This window comes from Rhodococcus sp. LB1 (genome assembly GCF_001583455.1).
Classification (GTDB): Bacteria; Actinomycetota; Actinomycetes; order Mycobacteriales; family Mycobacteriaceae; genus Rhodococcus_F; species Rhodococcus_F opacus.
Genome location: NZ_LTCZ01000011.1, coordinates 23,561 through 40,540 on the forward strand (window position 1 = coordinate 23,561; position 16,980 = coordinate 40,540).

Here is a 16,980-nt window from a genome sequence, read left to right on the forward strand (position 1 = left end):
ACCCGAGGGTCAGTAATTCAAGGATGCGGTCGGATTTGTTCGGTGGGCTCACGGCGACGGATCTGTGTGACACCTACGCAAGGCCGCCCTCAGTGGGGTCGATGCGGCTGGTGTCCGGGGTCGAACCGAGCGCCGCTGTGGCACCAATCGCCGGGAGTCCTGGAATGCGCGCCAGAAGAATGGTACAACTTTATTCGACTATTAGGTCAGGTTTCCAACCCGTAGGTTGGTTCGGTCGCGTGCCGGGGCGCAGCAGCGGGACACCGGCGAGGCTTCCAGCGGATGGGACCAACGGCGCGTACGCAGGCCGGTGGCGAGCGCCATTATCGGCGTTCTCGTTCGCGATTCCCGCGGTCGGTCGGTCCGGACCAGGCAAGCGAAACGTCCCATGTCGAGGTGAGGTGGATGAACGATGGCACAGGCCGAGAGTGATGCGCATCGATGCCCGCAGGTGGTGGTGGTCGGGCTCGGTGGCATTGGCGGTGGAATTGCTGCTCGCATGGCCCAGCGAGGCCGATCTGTCATCGGGATGGACGTCGACGATGCCCGTGTGCGCGAGTGGCAGGAGTACACGGGTAGTCGCGCAGTCTCCTCGTTCGCGGGCATCGACTGGGGCGATGTGCGGTGCATGGTCATCGCGGTACGAACGGTGCAGCAAGTCGAAGCGGTGTTGTCCGACGACAGCGTGCGCTCGTCGATGGAGGACGGTGCCAGCGCCTTCATCGTCACCACGATGACACCGTCGGACGCCCGCCGAGTCGTCGACGCGCATCGAGCGTGGCGCCTGTTCGAGCTGCCCGTGTCAGGCGGCGAGGTGAGGGCGCGAGAAGGCGAACTCACTGGGCTGATTACCGGCCCGCCACCCAGTGCCTTCGAAGAGGCCCTGTTGCAGGACGTCTTTGCGAAACTGTTCCCGTTCGACGAGTTCGGTCAACCCTCGTTGCTCAAATTGATCAACAACACCCTGGCTGCCCGCAACGTACTGAGTGCGGCAGTGGCGCTCGCTACCGCACACGAGCAGGGAGTCGACGCGTCGATCGTCAGCCAGGTCATCCGGGTGTCCTCCGGATCGAGTGCGGCCGGCGACGCCCTGGCCACCCTTTCGGACAATCAAGTCGACCTCCTGCTCAAAGACGCGCGGTTACTCGGCGGTGAGTTGCCGTCGTCGCCGTTCGATCGCGCGTCCATGAATGAACTCATTTCCACCGTCAGCGCTGCCCGGGGGCTACTCGAGGCTGCCGATCCAGAAAGGACACGGTCATGATCGAAGAGTGGAAAGACGGGATGGCATTCCCGCACCTGACGAGTTCGGTGCGTATCGGCTCTCGAGTAGTGAAGAATCGCATCGTCTCACCCCCGCATGGCACGTACTACGCGTCCAACGGAATGGTCACAGAACAGCAAATCGCTTACTACGCCGAAAGAGCGGCGGGCGGCGTGGGAATGATCGTCGTCGGAAACATGGCAGCATGGGGTCGGTCGAAGACCGGAGGAGGACAAAACTACGCCTTCTCCCCGGAGGCGGTCGAGGGCCATCGCAAGCTCGCACAGGCTGTCCAATCGCATGGTTCGCTGCTACTGGCACAGCTCTGGGACGGCGGCCGCCAAGGTTCCTCACGCCTGAGCCATCTGCCGCTTCTGTCAGCGTCACCTCTACCCGATCCCGTTGTTCGGGAGATACCCAAGAAGATTGAAGCATCGGAGATCGAAGACATGATCTCGAGCTTCGCTCGGTCCGCGGCACTCATGGAGCAAGCCGGTTGGGACGGAGTCGAACTCCTCGCAGCGCAGGGTTACGGACTCGCCCAATTCGTTTCTCCACAGATGAACCATCGCCACGACGAATGGGGTGGCTCACACGAAAACCGAGCACGCGTCGTGTGTGAGATTGTCCGACGTATCCGGTCAGTGGTCTCCGCGGACTTCCTGGTGGGTGTGCGCATCAACGGCGACGACATGATTGCCGGCGGCAACACCCCAAGCGACGCCATCATCACGGCGACACTGTTGGAGCAGACCGGTGGGGTCAGCTATCTCAACGTCAGCGGCGCAAGCAACGAAAACTATCCACTATGGATTGCCGATATGGGGCACGACACCGGACTTTTCGTCGACGCCGCCCGAGCGATCAAAGATGCGGTGTCCATCCCGGTCATTGTCGCCACGAGAATCAAGGACCCTCTTGTCGCCGAGTCGATTCTGGCGCAGGGCTATACCGACATGGTGGGGATGAATCGGGCGTTGATCGCAGACCCATCCATGCCGGCCAAAGTCGCATCAGGCCGTCTCAGCCAGGTTCGACCATGCATCAGCTGCAACCAGGGTTGCGTCGGCAAGACCGCTCAAGGCGGACAGATGGAATGCACCGTCAACCCTCGGGTCGGGTTCGAGTGGTCGAGTACCCGAGGGCAGGTCACCCGACAAACGGTGGTGGTCGTCGGTGGTGGCCCGGCAGGCATGCAGGCAGCGGCAGCCTGCGCCGAACGCGGCGCCGACGTCGTGTTGTTCGAAACCCGCGAGACGTTGGGTGGCCAAATCGAGCTGGCGTCACGCACGGCAAGTCGATCGGAGTTTCGACTGCTGATCGAACATCTACGTCGCCGACTCAACGCCTTGGGTGTCGAGGTGAACCTGGGTGCCACCGCGGCCGTCGACGACCTCTCGGCCTTCGATCACGTCTTTCTCGCAACAGGCTCGAGGCCGTGGACGACCGGCTTCACTACTCACCGACCGGATGCCAGGGCCGTACCAGGACACGACTTGCCGCATGTCGTCACGTCATGGGAAGTGTTTCACGCGACCGCGTCGGTCGGGAACAGAGTTCTCGTCGTCGAGGACGACTTTCAAGGGCACGCGACGACGGCTGCCGAATACCTCGCAGAGAACGGTCACGATGTGACCATCGTGACGAGGTCGACCTCGGTGGGGCTCTGGAGCGGGGCCGGCCAGGAATTCCTGTACAAGCGGTTGCGCAATGCACGGGTCGAGCTAAGGCCTCACACCTGGATCGGCACCATTCGAGATAAGACAGTCGAAGCTTACGATGTATTCTCCGGCGTGCCCGTCGAACTGGGCAGCTTCGACACCGTGGTTCTGGCAACCGGTAGCGCCGTCGACGACACCCTGTACCAGCAGTTGGGCGATGACCATCGTGTGGTTCGCATCGGCGACTGCTTGGCACCCCGACGTCTCGACAATGCCATGTGGGATGGTCTGCACGCCGCCGACCGGCTGTCCGCAGTGGGCACAGCTTTGAAACTGGTCACCCCATGACGGGTGCGTGTCGCGACCGGGCCGGTTCATCTCTGAAGGAGCTTCAGCACCAATGCGCGTCTTCACATCACCGGATCAACTGAAAGCCGCTATCGGAGAGGACTTGGGTACCAGCGACTGGCTGCACATCACGCAAGAACGCATCGACACCTTCGCCGACGCCACAGGGGACCATCAATGGATCCATGTGGACGTCGAACGTGCGACACGCGAGAGCCCGTTCGGAGCCCCCATCGCTCATGGATTCCTGAGCCTGTCTCTCGTGTCGTTGCTCAACTGGCAGATATACACGATCGAGAACACAACGCTAGCGATCAACTACGGATTGAACAGAGTTCGATTCGTCAACCCGGTGAAGGTCGAGGCCCACGTTCGTTTGCGGACGACGTTGAACTCCGTCGGGGACGCACCCGGAGGGGCCCTTCAGATCGTCACGACAAACACCCTCGAGATCGCAGGCGAAGAAAAACCGGCCCTGGTTGCAGAAACCGTCGGCCGAATCATCTTCTGAACTGCCCCCTGCCAGCCTCTGAGCGACCGCGGTGATCGATCGCCCGCTGCCGCCGAGGCGCGACCGGCCCAGACGGCCGCAGGCCTATCGGTGCACCGAACACACCAGCGACGACAGGACGCTTCAGTGGAGCGACAGCACGGCGAATGGGCTACCGGAACATCGTTGCGCGGCGGATTCCGTTCAGGTGAGCCACACCTTATTGACAAGCCTGTGTGACCTACGCCATTATCGGCTTTGAACAATCGGTTGGGTTTTCGACTCTCCGGTCAGCCCCCGGATGGAACAGTCGAGCCGCGACGAGACGAGGAAACATCATGACCAAGCATCCGGCGCTCTGGCAGCCCATCGAACTGGGCCCGGTCAGTGTCAAGAACCGCATCGTGGTCACCGCACACGCGCTGATGTACGGCGACAAAGACAACCTGATGACTCAACAGAGCATCGACTACTACGAGGAGCGGGCGAGGGGAGGGGCGGGGCTCATTCTCACCGAGGCTCAAGCCGTGCATGCAACGAGTCGCGGACTGGGGTACCGCACCCACCAGGGATGGCCAACCGAGGTGATACCGGTGTACGAGCGACTGGCGAAAGCCGTGCACCGCCATGGAGCCAAAATTTTCGTCGACCTTTCACACTTCGGCGTGGAAGACTACAACGGAATGTTTCTCGAGAACTGGAGGGCGCTCTGGAGTCCCTCGGGTCTGCCCTCGACTACATACGGTGAGATCGGCCGAGCGATGTCGCACGCCGACATCGAGCAGCTCGTAGCGGGATTCGGCCGAAGTGCACGCAACGCACGGGTTGCCGGTATCGACGGAGCCGAGGTACACGCCGCTCACGGGTATCTCCTGTGCAGTTTCCTCTCCCCACTGACGAATCGTCGAACGGACGAGTACGGCGGCAGCACCGAAAATCGATGCCGCGTCGTTCGCGAGTGCGCCGAAGCGGTGCGCCGAGAGGGAGGCCCCGACTTCGCGGTCGGCGTGAGACTATCGCTCACCGAATACGTTCCGGGCGGTATCGACGAGGCCGAGGGCGAGAAGATCGCCAAGAACCTGGCGGACTCGGGATTGTTCGACTACTTCAGCATCAGCGCAGGGAACGCTTCCACGTTCGATCGCGTCGTCTCTCCCATGAGCCTGCCCGGCCCCCAGTTGGTCGACCTGGCTGCACGCGCGAAGAAGGTCGTCGGAAACTATCCGGTCGTGACCGCAAACGGAATTACCGAGCTGTCGGTCGCCGAACAGATTGTGACCTCGGGTGACGCCGATCTCGTCGCTATGACCAGAGCACACATCGCAGATCCCTTCCTGGTGCAGAAGGCGCAGACCGGACGCGAGGACGAAATTCGGCATTGCGTAAGGGCCAATCAAGGCTGTATCGGCCGGATGTCCAAGGGCTGGGAGCTGACCTGCACGCAGAATCCCGCTGCTGGGCGCGAGAAAGACCTCGGCAGCGGAACATTGGAGTTGGCCTCCACCCCCCGGAAGGTGCTCGTCATCGGCGGAGGACCCGCTGGAATGCGGGCAGCGGAAGTTGCCGCATCGCGAGGGCATGACGTCGTACTAATGGAGCGCGGCGACACGCTCGGCGGGCAAATTCGATATGCCGCCAAGTTGCCCACGCGTGGCCGGTGGTCCGTCATGGTCAAAGACATGGAGCGAATGCTCGAAAAGTACAAGGTCGATGTCCGCCTCAATACGACCGCCGACATCGAGAGCGTGCATGAAGTCGGTGCGGACCACGTCATACTTGCATCCGGATCGACCTGGCGCACCGACGGGTTCTCCGCCGCCCTGGCCGCCCGCCCGGAAATCCCGGGGTTGGAGCGTATCCGCGTTCTCAATCCGATCCAGGCCATCGAGGATCCCTCGGCATGTGGGGAGAACGTGGTCATCATCGACGACACGGGCGAGTACCTCGCGTTGGGAATGGCGGAGCTTCTCGCGAATACGGGCAAGAAGGTCGAAGTGGTTTCCTCGAAGCTGTTCTTGGGCGACAACACGCTTTTCAACCTCGATGTCGGGCATCTCTATCCGAGGCTGTATGCGCAGGGGGTGACACTGACACCGCAACACATTGTCGCCGAGGTGAATTCGGACGGCGTCGTACTGAATCGTATCTGGGATGGTGCTGCCAGAGTGGTGCCGGCGCAGTCTCTCGTGACCGTCATGCTTCGCGATTCTGATACGGCCCTGCTTCCCCAACTGGAAGCGCAGTTCGACGTGACGGCCGTCGGAGACTGTTTGGCACCTCGCCGGGTGGACGAGGCGATCTACGAAGGCGAAATGGCCGGACGCGGTGTCTGAACAAGCACCACACGCACTCAACGAAAGAAGGAAACCCCATGGCTCATAGCTGGCAGATCGGTGATGTGAAAATCACCCAGGTAAACGAAATCGCGGTCGAGGTCGGTGAGCTCGACGGACTGATCGCAGAGGCAACGCCGGATGCGGTCAAGGCCGTTCCGTGGCTGTACCCCGACTACGCCAACGAACACGGGCAGACACTCTGGAGCGTTCACTCGTTCGTCGTCGACACCGGGTCGTCTGTCGTTCTCGTCGACACCGCGTGCGGCAATCACAAGGATCTACCGCTGATCCCGGCCTGGGGTGGCCTGGACACCCCCTATCTGGATCGACTGGCGGATGCCGGCTACAAGCCCGAACAGATCGACTACGTCGCCATCACACATCTCCACCTCGATCACGTGGGATGGAACACCGTGCTCGAGGGTGACCGATGGGTGCCGACATTCCCGAACGCCCGGTACACCTTCGTTCAGGACGAGTTCGAGTACCACAAGGGACTCACCGAGGGCGGTACCGTCTCCGACGACCTCGGGCATGCCGTCACGTACAACGGAGCGGATCCGGACATCCACCGGCAGACGCGTCTCGTGTTCGCGCAGTCGATTCAACCGTGTGTCGAGGCGGGCCTCGTCGATCTGGTTCCGGTCAACCACACCATCTGCGAGGGCGTGCGGTATACATCCACGCCTGGCCATACCAAATCCCATCACAGTCTCACCATCGAATCGAAGGGTGAGACCGGGTTCATCACTGGTGATTTCGTGCATCACCCGATTCAGGCCGCCCATCCCACGTGGAGTTCGCGAGGTGACTGGGACCGTGAGCTGTCCTCCGCTCGGCGTCAGGAGTTCCTCGCGTCGGTTGCAGACAGTGATGTTCTTGTGTTCGGCACGCACTTCGCCGGGAACAGTGTCGGTCGTATCGTGAGCGACGGCAACGCCTACCAATTCGTTACTGCTTGAGCCGAGCACTTCTACAACACCACCGGCGAACACGCTGCCGGCATAACGACAGCTTCAGGAGCATTGATGTCGAAGAACGAAATTCCCTACTACTGGTCGAGCATCGACTGGCGTCAGCTCACCGAGGACTACCCGCCGCCGCCCCTGTTCAACTCCGTCATGTCGGCACGGTCCGACGACGAGATGCGACAGATTCAGGAATCACGCTTTCTCGCACGGGTGGCCGACGCTTGGGCGGTCCCGTTTTATCGCGAGCGGTGGTCGGACTCCGGTTTGAAGCCAGGAGACATACGAGGCCTGGACGACCTCGAGAAGATCCCTACGTTCACCAGTGAGGACATCAAGCACTCGATCGAGGAGCACCCTCCGTTCGGAAACCATCAGAACTTCGCACTGGACGCGATGCGAACACCGCTGAAGATTCAATCCAGTGGTGGCACCTCAGGGCTGCCGCGGCCGACACTGTTCGATCCCGTAGCGTGGGAAGTGCAGGCAATTCAATTCGCCCGAGCTTTCGTTGCGCAGGGGGCCGAAGTCGGGGACATCCTACAGATCACCCTCACCAACAGTTTGGCCAACACCGCGTGGTGTTCGTCGACCGCCGCCATGCACTGGTGTGGCATGGTCCCCTTGACCACCGGTTCGGGTGCCGTCACCAGTTCGGCAAGGCAACTGGAGCTGGCGCGCTCCTGGGGAACAAGTGGTTGGGTCGCCTTCGGCGAGTACCTCAAAATTCTGGCGCAAGAGGCTGATCGATCTGGCATCGACCTCAAGAAGGATCTGTCCACTCGATTCATTCATACCTATCTCGGGGTGGATACAGAAGGACACCTGCGCGACTTGCTCGAAGATGCATGGGGTGTTCCGGTCTACGACAACTACGGAACCCATGAAGTCGGCCTCATCGGATACGAATGCGCTGCAAAAGATGGGTTGCACGTCAACGACGACACCGCCATCGTCGAGATCGCCGACAGCGAGACCGGACGCATCCTCGGCCCAGGGCACGATGGCGACATCGTGGTCACAAGCCTGCATCGCTCGGTTCCACCCATCATCAGATACGACCTCAAAGACCGTATGCGTAGTTCCGAGCGCGCAGCGTGCGCGTGCGGTGCCCGGACGACCAAACTGTCCGGGTTTTTGGGCCGGCTCGACGAAATGGTGAAACTGAGAGCGACAAGCGTGTATCCGCGGTCAGCACAGGACGTCGTCCAGGGCGACGCGCGATCGACGGGCGAGTTCCTGTGCGTGGTGGAGAACGTCGGCGAGGGTCTCGGTTCCCGTGAACGAATGACCGTGTTGATCGAGCAGGCGAACGACGAAGACACAGCACCTCTCCAGGAAGACATGAAGCATCGTCTCAAGTCGACCTTCGGTGTCTCGGTCGAGGTGACGATCGTCCCTGCTGGATCCCTCGCTCCTCAGACTGGGCTGGGAGGAGAGGGGAAGGTCAAGCGTCTTCTCGACCGCCGTGGTGAGGCTCCCTCACCCGTCTGAGCGCTCCCAATAGTTGGTCAATAGACCGGTCCCGGCTCCAGGTGTCGACAGCGGTAGCCAAGCCTCAAGAGTCGACGAAACTTTCAGCAGAGTCGGTCGGTACGGCGTAAGCCGTCGAAATTCGGGTCGGGGCTGACTTCGAAGAGGGAAGTGAAATGCACGAACAAGAGGCGGCCGACAACCTAGGCGCCTTCGCGGAAATGTTTCGCCTCGACGATCGAGTTGCGATCGTCACTGGGGCGTCAGCAGGTTTAGGCGTATCGCTGTCCAAGGCCATGGCCCGCGCCGGAGCCCACGTAATCGTGGCATCGCGCAGGGTCGACCGCTTGGAGGCAACCGCGCAGGCGGTACGCGGGTACGGGCGCGAGGCCCTGGTACAGAACGCCGACGTGGCCGATCCTCGCCAGTGCGTAGAGCTGGTCGAGGCGGCGATGGCACGGTTCGGTCGTGTGGACATCCTCGTCAACAATGCCGGCATGGCGAGCGCAGTCCCGGCTACTCGGGAAAGCCCGGACGCCTTCCGGGCGGTAGTAGATGTCAATCTCGGAGGAAGCTATTGGATGGCCCAAGCCTGCGCCGAAGTGATGACGCTGGGGAGCTCGATCATCAACATATCGAGTGTTCTCGGCTTCACTACTGCTGCACTGCCCCAGGCGGCGTATACCGCAAGCAAGGCCGGCCTCGTTGGGCTCACTCGTGACCTCGCGTCGCAGTGGGGCCGAAAGCCGGGAATCAGAGTGAACGCGATTGCGCCGGGCTTCTTCGAGACCGAAATGACGGAGTCGTACTCCCCAGAGTATGTGACCGATTCGCTCGAGCCCCGGTTCCTGTTGGGAAGAGCGGGCAAGCCCGAGGAACTCGCCGCAACCGCGGTCTGGCTCGCATCGCCCGCAGCGGGGTACGTCACCGGCCAGACCATTTTGGTGGACGGCGGGATGTCGACGACGTGAGAGTTCAGCCTGCTCCGCCGTTGTCAGGGCCCACCGAAACAGCTCCGCGCGGGGAAAACGCTGAGCTGCAACAGCTCCCCGCGCGGGGACGTCGAGCTGCAACAGCTCCCCGCGCGGGGACGTCGAGCTGCAACAGCTGCTGCGTAGTCTGATGGCCAACGTCGCTGTAATTCGAACCACGACAGTATCCTCGTCGCCAGAAACTGATCCCCAGCCGCGGTACGTGACAGTCAACGCCGGACGAATCCACGCACGCGAGAATATAACTCGCGTGTGGGACTCGTCCGGCGTTTCAATACTGCAGCTGTCTGCCCAAACCGGCGTGTAGATCCGGACACGGTCAGGGCACCTCGCCAGATCTGGGCGTCTGTGACCATTGACACATCCATGCGCTGGAACTAGGTTACTAACCAGTGGGTCGATATTACGACTCAAGAGTCGGATTCAATGTCCGGTGAGTCGCACACAAAAAGATATCCTGTGCCACCGGTCAGCTCGCGTATTCGACAGTGCCTGTACTGCAATTGGTTTCGATAGAACACGGGCACCGAGCGGTTCTTCGATACACATCACGCGTACGACACGCATAGGTACATCCAGTCAAACTTCGAGAACAGGTGAGTGATAGAGCATGGGGAAGCTGGATGGAACGGTTGCACTCATCACCGGCGGAGCAAAGGGCTCAGGTCGATCCCACGCTCTGACACTGGCACGCGAGGGGGCGGACATCGCACTTGTGGACAACTGCGTTGCCGATGTCGCGGGGCAGAACTACCCAGGCGGCTCCGGGGAGGAGTTGGAACAGACCCGCGCCATGGTTTCCGACGTGGGACGTAAGTGCATCAGCATCGTCGCGGATGTTCGCGATGACGAAGCTATGGTGGAAGCTGCGCGACAGACGATCGATGAACTCGGACAAATCGATCACCTGCTGAGCAGTGCAGGTATCATCCTGAAATTCGGCAAGCTCGCAGACATCTCGCCCGAACAGTGGCGTACGGTCATTGATACCAACCTCACGGGCGTTTTCAACGTGTGTCGCGCCGTCCTGCCGCACATGGTCGCGAAGCGCAAAGGCAACATCGTGATCACCTCGTCCACCGCAGGCCGCGCCGCCTACCCCCACATCTCGGACTACGGCGCCTCAAAGTGGGCAGTGATCGGACTGATGAAGACCCTAGCAATGGAATACGGCGAATACGGTATACGCGCCAATTGTGTGGCCCCGACGAATGTCAACTCCGGTGACCTTCCCTCGATGAACAACAACGAGGAAGCCTACAAACTCTCTTCTGCCCGGACATCGAGAACCCGACGCGCGAGCAGATGGTCGAACGAATGAAAACCATGCATCCGCTCGGCGTCTCAGGTGTGGACTGGCAGGACGTCTCCAACGCCCACCTGTACCTCCTGTCGGACGACGCTCGCATGGTCACCGGCGAAGTGTTGCACGTTTCTGCCGGGCTCATCGCCAACAACATTGCGTGAACCTTGGGGAGTGCAAACCGCAAGAGCCGGACGGGTAACACCGAACGGCTCCGCGGCAACAATATCTATTCTACGACAACAGATCACGATAAGACCGACCTGCGAGTCGGTCGGACGGGAAGATAGAGAATGCATGACCTGACAGGCAAAGTCGCTCTGGTCACCGGGGCCGCCCGAGGGCAGGGCCGCTCGCACGCCACCTTCCTCGCTGAGTCGGGCGCGGACGTCATCGTGCTCGACATCTGCAGACAGGTTGCAACCGTGCCATACCCGACGTCGACGGCAGAGGACCTCGACGAAACGATCGGTCTTGTGGAGAATTACGGACAGCGTGCCTACCGCCTCGAATGCGATGTGCGCGATCCGTCCGCGGTTACGGAGGGTGTCGAGAGGGCGGTACGCGATCTGGGGCGACTGGACATCGCGGTGCTCAATGCCGGCGTATGCGAAATCACCGCGGCAGAATCGATCACGCCCGAGCAGTGGAACACCGTGGTGGGCACGAACTTGTCCGGCGCGTTCTTCTCGGCGCAGGCTGCCTCGAAGCATATCGTCGATGGTGGACGCGGTGGATCGATGGTATTCATAGGTTCGGCCAGTACCCTTACTCCCGTCGAGTCGATGGTGCACTACATCGCCTCGAAGCACGGTGTTGTCGGTGTAGCAAAGGCTTTGGCCAAAGAACTGGCACGCCATCAGATTCGGGTGAACGTCATCCACCCGACCAATTGCGATACCCCGATGATCCAGAACTCGATGATCTACGATCTCTTCGCGCCGGACGTGGATCAACCCACGCGCCACAGCGTCGAACCCGTGTTCCAGACACTCGCTGCACTCGATACACCGTGGGTGGACCCGGCCGACATCTCCCGCGCCGTCCTGTACTTGGTAGGGGAGAGTGGCCGATTCGTCACCGGAACCCAGTTGGAGGTTACCGCTGGTTATCCGCTCTTGTAGTTTTGGGCACCTGTTGTGCACCGTCTTCGGTGGTCAGCAAGCTGATGGTTCGCCACCCCAGGTTCGATTCGAACCCGCGCTCGAGGGCGTTGTTCGCTCGATGCGGGCTGATAGGAAGGTATGCCGTGTCAGAGATCGTCCCGGCCGAGTTGTTGTCCAGCGAGACACCGGTTGCGTCTTACGGTTACGCGCGAGCCAAGGAAGGAACACGCCACATCCTGATGGAGCGGATGCTCTCCCTGGGAGACCCGAGTCGCGCCGAGCCCGGCATTCTTGTGTACGAGATCCATCATGATGCATCTAGGCCGCATCTAGGCCCGACAGCATCGCATTCTATGAACTCTACGCTAACGGTGCCGCAATCCGTGAGCACCTCGAAAAGCCATACATGAAAGCGTTCTTCGCCGATAGCACGACATTGTTGCAGTCGAACCTCGAAATCATCCCTCTCGAGCCCATCCGTTCCGTGGCAACAATCTCGACTGACTGCCCCGGTTGACCCGACGGGCCTGTGCTATGAGTCTTCTGACGGTCGTGCTGGTGCAGAACGTGGCATCGGACCCTCGGTGCGCGAGGTATCCCGTTCCCCGACTCGGCATCGCGCCGCAAACCTAGAAGGCCTCTCAAATGCCGTTGCTCATCATCCATGCCGTCATTGCATGTGTCAGTCTGATCACACCCCGCCGCGCCACCGAATCGATCCAACGAATCTTTACGAATATCGCTCTCGCACGAGCCAATGCAAGATGGTTAGCCGTGGCAGCGAGCGACACACAACACGAGCGGTCTAGCCGTCGTTCATTCACAGATGCCCCGGCCGAGGCAAACCGCGCGACCTCCTAGTCCAGCCATTCCGGGCCGCAGCCTCCGTCGATTTCGTGCAAGCAATTTCGGGGTCCAGCGGGCTTTCACCCTCAAACAACCACTGTCAAACTACTTCAACCACGCCGCACTTGCGCTCCACGTGTGGGGATCCAGGCAATGAACCGGTGACAGTGCTTCAGCGACCGCCGAGACCAGACCGTCCGATTCCGGGCGATCAACATCCGCCCCGTTCCCCGAGACTCACCGTCGACGGCATCCTGGGGATTTAACCAAGTCGGATCAACCCGTGACTCGAGAAGGAGTCGGCATGACCCTCAGTGGGGCTCGCTCGATGGCGTCCATGACGCCGTATCAAATAGCAATCGTTTTAGTATGCTCGCTCGTCAACCTGCTTGACGGCTACGATTTGTTCATCATGGGGTACGCCCTCCCCAACCTCCCCGAGGGGTACGCAACAGCGTCCGGCAAGGGCTACTTGATCAGCGCAGCCTTGGTGGGCATCGGCGTCGGGGCCTTCTTCCTGGCACGGATGGCCGACGTCCATGGGCGTCGCCCGACGTTGCTCGGCGCGCTGGTACTCAACACCGCCGGCCTCCTTGTTTCATCACTGGCCCCCAGCTACTCAGTGTTGATCGCATCGCGATTCGTTACGGGAATGGCAATCGGTGTGCTGGGTGCAATCTCTATGGTCATCGCCCAGGAAATGTCTCCACCATCACGCCGCAGCCTCTCGGTGGGCGTGGTGCTCTTCGGTTACCCCTTGGGAACTTTCGTCGCAGGCCTGGCAGGTGCCTCGGTAATCGAAGCCGCAGGCGGATGGAAAGGGTTGTTCTGGGTAGGGTTTGGGCTCAGCGCAACTGTCACCGTCGTTGTCGCCGCCTTCATTCCGGAAACAGTGGCCCATCTTCGACGGTCATCGGACGACACGGCGCAGGAGACGGCCGAGAAGTTGTCTACGCGGGTCAACCTGGAGGAAGGACTCCTCAATGGCGGTGTTCTAGCCGACGAGGCGATAGTCGATCAATCGGATACGAAACTCCTCGGACCAGGACTGCGGGTAACGACCCTGCTCCTCTGGCTCGGTTATGGATTCTGCACTGCCGCGTTCTATTTCATCGGTTCCTGGACCCCTCAGTTGATCAAGAATGAGACCGGAGACACCGGTAGCGGGGCGCTAGTGGGCATCATGCTGTCGGTCGGCACGATGATCGGGGCCATCCTGTACGGATTTCTTGGCCTCAAGCGGCCGTCTGCCCAAATATCCTGGATGTCGATGGCTCTGGGCATGGTTGCCCTGGTTGCCTTCGCGCTGACCCTGCAGGGCGCCTTGGCGCTGGCCATGGCCCTGCTGCTGGGTCTGTTCGTCTTCGTCTCACTGACGGCCTTCACCGCGATCGCAACCACCGTGTACCCAATACGTATACGAGCCAAAGGGTTCGGCACGATGCTAGGCGTCGCCAGAGTTGGATCGATCCTGTCGCCCATCCTCGGCGGGTACGCAATCGGCTTCATGTCACCGAAAGATCTGTACATCGCAGTACTGGTGCCCTTGGCAATCGCTGGGGTGTGCTCGTACGGGCTACCCAGAGCAACTCGACCAAAGACCGCGACCGGCCAACATCCCACTCGACACACCGACTTCGTGTAACCGCACGGGAAGACTGGCAGGGGCGTCGAAGTCACCCGCAATCGCTGCGCAGAGCGTCCAGCCGTAGCAGGGAAGGAAGTCGGAATGAACCATGCCGCACCTGGTGACGGCCAACTGCGCTATGCCGAGGACCTCGTCGTAGGAGACGAGTACGACCTCGGGGAGTACTTCGTAACTGCGGAGGAGATCATGTCGTTCGCCGACCACTGGGATCCTCTGCACATTCACACCGACGTCGCACTCGCCGAAGCAAGCCACTTCGGCACGATTATCGCGAGCGGCGTCCACACGCTCGCGGTATTCCAACGCCTCGCTGTCAACCGAGTATTCGGAAACTGGCACGTCGTTGCAGGCCGAGCACTGCGTGAGGTGCAGTTCCGCGCACCGGTCCGTGCCGACACCTACCTGCGGGGTTCTTTCAGTATCACCGCAATCGGTAATACCCACCCTCACTGGGGTCGGGTGACCACCATCGGAACCCTATCGTCACGAGACTCGCAGCCTGTCATGACGCTTCAGATGGAGATGTACGTTCGTCGCCGTCCGCCTCCGAGCGAACACAGCGCCCTCTAGTTCACGGGCGAGAGGCGGCACGCGGACGGTTCTTTCATCTACGAGTATCCGAAACAAACTTCTTCGACAAGGAGATCACTATGACTGGTCGTCTGGAGGGCAAAGTCGCCGTAATCACCGGTACCGGCCGCGGAATGGCGCGGCAGGTCGCGTTGCGGTTCGCGGCCGAAGGAGCGTCGATCGTCGGGTGCGACATCAACGCGGAAGCCGCCGAGGAAACGCTCGCAATCGTGCGCGCGGCCGGCGGACGGATGGAATCGCTGCACCCAATCGACCTCGCGAACGAGGAGGACGCGCACCAGCTACTCGAGTTCGCCGCCGAGAAATTTGGCGGCATCGACGTCCTACACAACAGCGCGATGCAGTTACGATTGGGAACAGTCGAAGACTCCAGCCTCGCGGACTGGAAATTCACCCTCGACCACACACTGACCGTTCCCTTCCTGGTCTCCAAACACGCCATTCCCCACCTTCGCGCACGCGGCGGCGGCAGCATCATCTTCATGGGCTCGGTGGCCGGTTCCGATATAGGGACGGGGTACCCGGGCAACCTCCCCATCATCCAGGCCTACTCGGTGGCCAAAGCTGGTGTCATCCGATTGGCAAGCTGCCTGACGAACGAAGTGGCCAGCGCGAACATCCGGGTGAACACGATCTCACCAGGCTGTGTGGCAACCCCGAACGGCCTGCTGTTCTACGGCACGGAAGGCACCGAACAGCGGCGTGTTACCATGACACCGAATCTGATTCCGCGCCTTGGGCAACCCGAAGATATTGCCAGCGCGGCTGTCTATCTGGCCTCAGACGAGGCCTCCTGGGTTACGGGGCTCAACCTGGCCATCGATGGTGGTTCTTACGCATCCGGCGGCGCCGGCTTGGCGCGCCCGGAAGACATCGCCGCCTACGCACCCGGGATGGCCGAAATGTCCGAGGTCGACCACTGGGCTACGAGTGGGCAGCGCGTCCAATCCGGTGATACCCCTCTTCGTCAGTAACACTGGGAGGACCGTCAGACAGGGCCAGAGTGATGGTGTGAGCGTGCAGTATTGGCTTCTTGACCTCACTGGAACCCGGATACGAGATGTGACACCTCAGCGCTGAACCTCGTGAGAACGCCGATCTGCTGTAAAGGCCCTGCCTGTCGCTGAGCAAACAGGATGGGCAGGTCGGGTTGCGGTTGCATCCTGACAAGACACGGATCGTCTACTGCAAGGACGGCACGCGGCGCGGCTCGCGCGAGCACACGTCGTTCACGTTTTTGGGGTTCACGTTCCGCCAGCGCAGGGCGCCGCACAGGAATGGGCAGCACTTCAGCGCGTTCCTGCCCGCGGACAGCAAGGACGCTGTGAAGGAGATCGGTGCGGCGGTGCGGTCCTGGCGGCTGCACACCCGCACCGGTCACGCCTTCGCCGACCTCGCACGACGCATCAATCCAGGTAAGGGACTGGATGCAGTATCACGGGGGCGTTTCACCGCTCTGCCTTGTATCAAGTCCTCTCACGAATCAACGCCTACTTGGTGCGGTGGATCCGCAAGGAATACAAACGGCTGCGAGCGGAGAAGAAACCATCGAGTGCGGTCAAGTCCCAGGGCGTGGTGTACGACGGTCGTCGCGTGACTCCTCGTGGGGTTATGCGGTCAGAGCCGCCGGCGTCACCTCCTCGGTAGGTTCGGGTGTTGCGTGGGTGCCGCGAGACCGAGCCAGGACGTCGAGGCCGAGGTAGCGGCGGCCTTCGATCCACTCGTCATGCTGCTCGGCGAGTACCGCGCCGACGAGCCGAATCAGGGCGGTGCGATCGGGGAAGATCCCGACGACATCGGTTCTGCGGCGGATCTCCTTGTTCAGCCTCTCCTGGGGATTGTTGGACCAGATCTGCCGCCAGATCTGCTTCGGGAAGCCGGTGAACGCGAGCAGATCCGGGCGAGCCGCGTCGAGATGGTCGGCTACCGTTGGGAGCTTCTCCGACAAGGCGTC

14 protein-coding genes are annotated in these 16,980 nt (G+C 61.2%); 13 read left to right on the forward strand and 1 reads right to left on the reverse strand.

Annotation, left to right across the window (positions count from 1 at the left end):
• Window positions 1–412 precede the first annotated feature (412 nt).
• The 13 genes from AZG88_RS02170 (at window position 413) to AZG88_RS02225 (ending at window position 16,000) form a co-directional block, all read left to right on the forward strand.
• A complete protein-coding gene (locus AZG88_RS02170) occupies window positions 413–1,264 on the forward strand; it encodes an NAD(P)-binding domain-containing protein (RefSeq protein WP_082833204.1) in 852 nt (283 codons plus the stop codon).
• Complete coding sequence (locus AZG88_RS02175) at window positions 1,261–3,273, forward strand: oxidoreductase (RefSeq protein WP_061696910.1); 2,013 nt, start codon at window positions 1,261–1,263, stop codon at window positions 3,271–3,273. Before AZG88_RS02170 ends, AZG88_RS02175 begins: the two co-directional genes overlap by 4 nt.
• A 52-nt stretch (window positions 3,274–3,325) precedes the next feature.
• Entirely contained in the window at window positions 3,326–3,784 is a 459-nt protein-coding gene (locus tag AZG88_RS02180) for a MaoC family dehydratase (RefSeq protein ID WP_061696911.1), read from the forward strand.
• A gap of 317 nt (window positions 3,785–4,101) precedes the next feature.
• Window positions 4,102–6,096 (forward strand): oxidoreductase, encoded by a 1,995-nt coding sequence (locus tag AZG88_RS02185; protein ID WP_061696912.1) that lies wholly within the window; start codon window positions 4,102–4,104, stop codon window positions 6,094–6,096.
• A 38-nt stretch (window positions 6,097–6,134) separates the two neighbouring features.
• Entirely contained in the window at window positions 6,135–7,061 is a 927-nt protein-coding gene (locus AZG88_RS02190; RefSeq protein WP_061696913.1) for an MBL fold metallo-hydrolase, read from the forward strand.
• Window positions 7,062–7,220: 159 nt separating this feature from the next.
• On the forward strand, window positions 7,221–8,561 hold the full coding sequence (locus tag AZG88_RS02195) for a phenylacetate--CoA ligase family protein (protein WP_231913784.1): 1,341 nt from the start codon (window positions 7,221–7,223) through the stop codon (window positions 8,559–8,561).
• Window positions 8,562–8,716: 155 nt separating this feature from the next.
• On the forward strand, window positions 8,717–9,511 hold the full coding sequence (locus tag AZG88_RS02200; protein WP_061696915.1) for an SDR family NAD(P)-dependent oxidoreductase: 795 nt from the start codon (window positions 8,717–8,719) through the stop codon (window positions 9,509–9,511).
• Window positions 9,512–10,142: 631 nt separating this feature from the next.
• The gene (locus tag AZG88_RS02205; protein WP_061696916.1) at window positions 10,143–10,853 is read left to right on the forward strand and encodes an SDR family NAD(P)-dependent oxidoreductase; all 711 of its coding nucleotides are present in this window, start codon (window positions 10,143–10,145) and stop codon (window positions 10,851–10,853) included.
• Entirely contained in the window at window positions 10,850–10,999 is a 150-nt protein-coding gene (locus AZG88_RS52455) for an SDR family oxidoreductase (protein WP_231913786.1), read from the forward strand. The genes AZG88_RS02205 and AZG88_RS52455 overlap by 4 nt, the downstream gene beginning before the upstream one ends.
• Before the next feature lie 129 nt (window positions 11,000–11,128).
• Window positions 11,129–11,959 (forward strand): mycofactocin-coupled SDR family oxidoreductase, encoded by an 831-nt coding sequence (locus AZG88_RS02210; protein WP_061696917.1) that lies wholly within the window; start codon window positions 11,129–11,131, stop codon window positions 11,957–11,959.
• A gap of 1,132 nt (window positions 11,960–13,091) precedes the next feature.
• Window positions 13,092–14,432 carry an MFS transporter gene (locus tag AZG88_RS02215; RefSeq protein WP_061696918.1) on the forward strand — a complete coding sequence of 447 codons (1,341 nt, stop codon included), beginning with the start codon at window positions 13,092–13,094 and terminating at the stop codon, window positions 14,430–14,432.
• Window positions 14,433–14,516: 84 nt separating this feature from the next.
• Window positions 14,517–15,005: a MaoC/PaaZ C-terminal domain-containing protein gene (locus AZG88_RS02220; protein ID WP_061696919.1), complete on the forward strand. Its 489-nt coding sequence runs from the start codon at window positions 14,517–14,519 to the stop codon at window positions 15,003–15,005.
• A gap of 80 nt (window positions 15,006–15,085) precedes the next feature.
• Window positions 15,086–16,000 (forward strand): SDR family NAD(P)-dependent oxidoreductase, encoded by a 915-nt coding sequence (locus AZG88_RS02225; RefSeq protein ID WP_061696920.1) that lies wholly within the window; start codon window positions 15,086–15,088, stop codon window positions 15,998–16,000.
• 635 nt (window positions 16,001–16,635) lie between these two features.
• On the opposite strand, the gene AZG88_RS53270 is transcribed toward AZG88_RS02225, so the two are convergent.
• The coding region (locus AZG88_RS53270) for a transposase (protein WP_231913788.1) at window positions 16,636–16,980 on the reverse strand (345 nt) is incomplete at its 5' end.